General features: G+C 30.3%; 6 protein-coding genes and 1 pseudogene. 5 read left to right on the top strand and 2 right to left on the bottom strand.

Features of this window, described 5'->3' with window-relative positions:
* Window positions 1-597, bottom strand: a pseudogene (locus LQ693_RS13120) (IS3 family transposase); the annotation flags it as partial.
* Window positions 598-678: 81 nt separating this feature from the next.
* On the opposite strand from LQ693_RS13120, the gene dltA reads away from it, so the two are divergent.
* The 4 genes from dltA to dltD are packed head-to-tail and all read left to right on the top strand — an operon-like array spanning window position 679 to window position 4,517.
* On the top strand, window positions 679-1,869 hold the full coding sequence (gene dltA / locus LQ693_RS13115) for a D-alanine--poly(phosphoribitol) ligase subunit DltA (RefSeq protein WP_239743716.1): 1,191 nt from the start codon (window positions 679-681) through the stop codon (window positions 1,867-1,869).
* The gene (gene dltB / locus LQ693_RS13110) at window positions 1,866-3,086 is read left to right on the top strand and encodes a D-alanyl-lipoteichoic acid biosynthesis protein DltB (RefSeq protein ID WP_119498930.1); all 1,221 of its coding nucleotides are present in this window, start codon (window positions 1,866-1,868) and stop codon (window positions 3,084-3,086) included. Before dltA ends, dltB begins: the two co-directional genes overlap by 4 nt.
* A 16-nt stretch (window positions 3,087-3,102) precedes the next feature.
* Entirely contained in the window at window positions 3,103-3,339 is a 237-nt protein-coding gene (dltC, locus tag LQ693_RS13105) for a D-alanine--poly(phosphoribitol) ligase subunit 2 (RefSeq protein ID WP_025904403.1), read from the top strand.
* On the top strand, window positions 3,336-4,517 hold the full coding sequence (dltD, locus tag LQ693_RS13100; protein WP_107618366.1) for a D-alanyl-lipoteichoic acid biosynthesis protein DltD: 1,182 nt from the start codon (window positions 3,336-3,338) through the stop codon (window positions 4,515-4,517). Before dltC ends, dltD begins: the two co-directional genes overlap by 4 nt.
* A gap of 70 nt (window positions 4,518-4,587) precedes the next feature.
* On the opposite strand, the gene LQ693_RS13095 is transcribed toward dltD, so the two are convergent.
* Window positions 4,588-4,830 (bottom strand): NifU family protein, encoded by a 243-nt coding sequence (locus LQ693_RS13095; RefSeq protein ID WP_025904405.1) that lies wholly within the window; start codon window positions 4,828-4,830, stop codon window positions 4,588-4,590.
* Between the two features lie 109 nt (window positions 4,831-4,939).
* Here LQ693_RS13095 and LQ693_RS13090 point away from each other — a divergent pair, with 109 nt between their 5' ends.
* Window positions 4,940-5,266, top strand: a complete 327-nt coding sequence (locus LQ693_RS13090) for a YuzD family protein (protein WP_037588843.1) — start codon at window positions 4,940-4,942, stop codon at window positions 5,264-5,266.
* The last annotated feature ends 401 nt before the right edge of the window (window positions 5,267-5,667 follow it).

Below are 5,667 nucleotides of genomic sequence, written 5' to 3'. Positions count from 1 at the left end.
TCTTCATTCGTACTTTACAATTTAAATTATGTTTTTGCATAATCCTTTGTACTTTTTTGTGATTAATTGGTTTATTATTTTTTCTATTTAACAAGGCAGTTATTTTTCTATAACCATATGTAAAACGATGTTTCTTACATAGTTCTATAATTTCTCGTTCATCCTCAGATATACTGAAATCTTTGTTTTTCCATCTGTAATAATTTGATTTTGGAATATCTAAAGCTTCTAAAATGACTTTCACTGTATATTTAGATTTCAATTCATTTACTAATTCAACAACTACCTCTGGGACCACTTCCTTTCCGATTCCTTGTACTTTTTTAAAATTTCATTTTCTACTTCTTTACGCTTTAATTGAAGTTTGAGCGATTCAACAGTACTTAACTCTTCTATACCTTTTCCATAGGAATATTGTTTACCCACTTGTTGATTAAACCTATGTGTTTCACCATCTCTATACCATTTCCACCACTTATTAACTTGAGATTCATTTTTAATATTTAAAGTATCCATTATTTCTCTTGTGCTAAATCCTTTGAGTTTCATTTCTACTACTTTATATTTTGTTTCAACTGAATATGCCACTCTTTTCATAGAAAAAACACCTCCGTATAAATTCATTTTAATATGAATTCAACGAAAGTGTTTTTATTTTACTCCCACATCATGGGGTTAGTGCAGAAGGTTGAGCCTGTTTTTATTTTGAACACAACTGGAAATTTATTGAATAATTTATATGTAAAGCAAATAACGATAGAAGAAATACTTGCTGTTGAATCAGTGGAGCAAGACTTCGACAGAATATCTGATAAAGATATTGTTTATACAATTTTTACATCTGGCTCTACAGGGTTTCCTAAAGGTGTACAAATTAGATATGAAAGTCTAGTTGATTTTACAGAATGGATGCTGGAATTAAATCAAATAGGCGAGCACAGAATGTGGTTAAATCAAGCACCGTTTTCTTTTGACTTGTCTGTAATGGCCATTTATCCATGTTTAATGACAGGTGGTACACTTCAACTTGTTGATAAGAAAATGATTGAAAAGCCTAAACAATTATATGAATTACTTGAACATAAAGCAGTAGAAAGCTGGGTGTCTACACCTTCATTTTTAGAAATGTGTCTGTTATTACCTAATTTTAATGAAACACATCATCCGAAATTAAAACAGTTCTTCTTCTGTGGAGAAATATTAAGTCATAAAACAGCTCAGAAATTACATGATTTGTTTACGACATCAACTATTTATAATACATATGGACCAACTGAAGCTACAGTTGCTGTAACAAGTATACAAATCACAGAAGAAATATTGGATCAATTTAAACCTTTACCAATAGGCAAAGTACGCCCAAATAGTGAATTGAAGTTAACAGATGAAGGTGAATTAATTATTATTGGTAAAAGTGTGAGCCAAGGTTACTTAAAAGATGAAGAAAAACATAATAAAGTTTTTAAAAACATTGATGGCCAATTAAATTATCATACAGGGGACAAAGCGTCTTATCGAGATGGCTATTGGTTCATTAACGGAAGAATTGATTTCCAAATTAAGATTAATGGGTATCGCATGGAACTTGAAGAAATTGAAAGCGTGCTTGAACATTTACCAGACGTTAAACAAGCTGTCATTTCACCAATTAAACATGGTGAGAAAATCCAATATTTACATGCAACAATTGTACCAATAGCTGATGAGCTAGATAGTGAAAATGACATGACGATGCATTTGAAACATGAATTGAAATTACATTTACCAGAATATATGATTCCTAGAAAATTCAGTTATGCTAAACAGCTACCTTTAACGGCTAACGGTAAATTAGATCGCAACAAAGTATTAGAGAGGTTAAATTCATGACACCATATGGCGATTTTACTTATTTCTACATCTGTTTAATCTTAATGTTACCCGTTATTATTTTAGGATTAATCGGTAAGAAAAGTCTTATATACAACAGGGTAATAACCTTAATTATGCTTGTTTTAATATTTTCGGATGATAGTAAAAATTTATTCGATAATCAATATTTAAGTTATCAACTCATATTCTTTGCATTGTACGTATGTTACCAAGTTGTTTTGATTAGAACTTATAATACGCTCGTAAAGAAAACGAATAACTTTAAGTTATATGTGAGTGCAATATTGTTATCTATATTACCGTTAATTGTTGTAAAAGTATTACAAAGTAGTTGGCTTGGAACACATCAACTTACAATACATGGTAATAGAGTCATTGAATTTATTGGATTCTTAGGAATTTCTTATATTGCATTTAAGAGTATTCAACTCATTATGGAAATTCGTGATAGTCGAATAAAATCTATCGATACGATGAAATTAATAGATTTTATCACGTTCTTTCCAACAATCTCATCTGGTCCAATAGATCGCTATAAACGATTTATTAAAGATGAAGAGAAGTCAATAGAACCTGAAAAGTACTATGACATGCTTATCAAAGCGATACATATGGTGTTTATGGGATTCTTGTATAAATATATTATTGCTTATTACATTAATGAATATGTCATAAAAGTTGTACCAATAGACACGGATCCGACATTTTTAAATTACTTATATTATATGTATGGTTATAGTTTCTATTTGTTCTTTGATTTTGCAGGATACAGTCTGTTTGCTATTGCATTTAGTTATTTATTTGGTGTACAAACACCAGTTAACTTTAACCAACCATTTAAAGCTAAAAATATTAAAGATTTCTGGAATAGATGGCATATGAGTTTATCATTTTGGTTTAGAGATTGCGTATATATGCGATTTGTATTCTGGGTATCTAAAGAAAAATTATTAAAAGATAAATTATTAATATCTAATTTAGGATTTTTCTTAAATTTCTTTATTATGGGTATTTGGCATGGTATTGAATGGCATTATATTTTGTATGGTTTATATCATGCAATGCTATTTATTGGATATGGTTATTACGAACAATGGCGTAAAAAACATCCTATAAAGATGAATCCAAGCATTATGAACATAGTAGCAATTCTTATTACATTCCATTGTATAGCATTTGGATTTTTACTTTTCTCAGGCAAGTTAATACATTAAATAAGGGAGTTATATTATGAATTTTGAAGAGAGTGTTTTAAATATTTTAGCAGAAGTTGCAGAAAATGATATCGTTAAAGAAAATCCTGATATTGAAATATTTGAAGAAGGCATTATCGATTCATTTGCGACAGTTGGGTTATTATTAGAAATTCAAAATAATTTAGGCATTGATGTAACAATTACTGATTTTGATAGAGATGAGTGGGCAACACCAAATAAAATTATAAAAGTACTTAAGGAATTACAATGAAACTAAAGTTATTGTTACCATTATTAATAAGTGGTTTATTATTCGGTTTATTTTTACTCGTACCAGTAGAATGGATTAAATCATTTTCAAAGTATGACAGTATTAATAACGAAGCGATATCTTTAGATGATACAGTACTAAAAGGTGTGCACTCACAAGAAGAAATGTTATTAAGTAAAAATTTCTATCCAATCTTTGGATCAAGTGAATTAGAGAAACAAGACATCTTTCATCCAGCGTATATCTTGAATGATAAAAAAGCGAAATTGCAACCATATCTAATAGGTACGGGTGGATCAACTGATTTAATTCATGCAATTAATATGGGGAGCCAAGCACATAATCTGAAAGGTAAAAAAATAGCGATTATTATTTCTCCACAATGGTTTACAGATCATGGACTGACTAATGATAATTTTAGTGCTCGATTTTCACCGTTACAAGCTGATCACTTATTTAAAAATAAAGTGTTAAGTCCAGAAATTAAAGATCGTTTTGCTAAAAGGTTAGTGCAATTTAAACAATTAAAATCAGACCCATACTTAAAATCAGTCATAGAAAAAGAAAATCATCATTATGATGAAGGTACATTTATGAATGATTTTGAAAAAAACATCTATGAAAAACACGACGCTTTGAAATCAATTTTTGGACAAGAAAAAGCAAAGTTCCATAGAAAAGAACACCATCATTTTAATCATATGAATTGGAATGATTTGAAGTTATACGCTTCAGAATATGGCGCACAACATTCAAGAACAAATAAATTTGGTATGAATGATAAATATTGGCATTTATTAAAGCAACAACGTAAAAGATATAATCGTAATTATGAGTTTAATATTCATTCGAAAGAATTTGATGATTTACAATTATTAATTGATACTTTAAAAGAAGCCAAAGCAGATCCATTGTTTATCGTTATTCCAGCAAATGGAAAATGGTATGACCATATCCATGTTGATAAAGAAAGACGTGAAGCGGTTTATGAGAAAATCAATCACATGATTCAAAAGAATGATATGAAAGTATATGATTTAACCGATAAAGAATATGAACCGTATGTTATAACAGATGCTGTTCATATAGGATGGAAAGGCTGGGTATATATTAATGAACAAATGATACAACACATCAATGGAACATATGATGGAAAAGTGAGTAGACAGTATCATTAATATTACCTAGGAAATAAAAAAGCAGCACATCGTTTTATAAACGATGTGCTGCTTTTTATTGATTATGAAGTTAGAATACTTGTTCTACTTCCACTACGCCAGGTACTTCTTCTAATAAAGCACGTTCTATGCCGGCTTTTAGCGTAATAGTAGAACTTGGGCAAGTACCACAAGCACCAAGTAGACGTAATTTAACAATCCCGTCATCAACATCTACTAGTTCACAGTCGCCGCCATCACGTAATAAGAATGGTCTTAACTTTTCGAGTACATCACTAACTTGATCAAACATTGTTTGTTGTTCGGTAGCCATATATATTAATACTCCTCTCATCAAGTGTTATTAGATACATTAATCTTATTTATCTATTATAATAGAAATAAGGTAAAAAATCTATTCATGAAACTAGGGGGATGCTAAAATGTCCAAGGCAAGTATAGTAATTTATGGGGCTGATGTTGTATGTGCAAGTTGTGTAAATGCACCATCATCAAAAGATACATTTGAGTGGTTACAAGCAATTTTAGGAAGAAAATATCCAGAGTTAAACCTTGAATACACATATATTGATATTATGAATCAAACTGAAAATTTAACAGATCACGACCAACAATTTATAGAAAGAATAAACGAAGACGAACTATTCTATCCACTTGTAACAATCAATGATGAATACGTAGCAGATGGTTATGTTCAATTAAAGCCAGTAACTAAATTTATAGATGAACACGTAGCAGTAGAACAATAAAAATGAATAATATTGAGGAGATTAATTGGGACAGGTGAGTTGAATAGAGTGTAGATGTGTGATATGAGGCAAGTCATGGCTTAATGTGAGAGTAAAGCCAAGAGATAGCTGAAGACATGGCTTAATGTCCGAATAAAGCCAAGAGATGGCTGAAGTCTTGGCTTAATGTCCAAATAAAGCCAAGAAAATACTAAAGTTATCCCGTTCCTTAACAACCACAACAAACTCACATCTTCATTTCCAACCACCCTCACATACAACATAAAAAAAGTAGCAGAGTAATGCACTAACCCCAGGATGTGGGAGTAAAAAAAACACTTTCGTTGAATTCATATTAAAATGAATTTATACGGAGGTGTTTTTTCTATGAAAAGAGTGGCATATTCAGTTGAAACAAAATA

The sequence above is a fragment of the Mammaliicoccus sp. B-M6 genome (genome assembly GCF_022386965.1).
Lineage (GTDB): Bacteria > Bacillota > Bacilli > Staphylococcales > Staphylococcaceae > Mammaliicoccus > Mammaliicoccus sciuri_A.
Note: the sequence above shows the minus strand (reverse complement) of the source record. Positions and strands in the feature narration are given on the sequence as shown.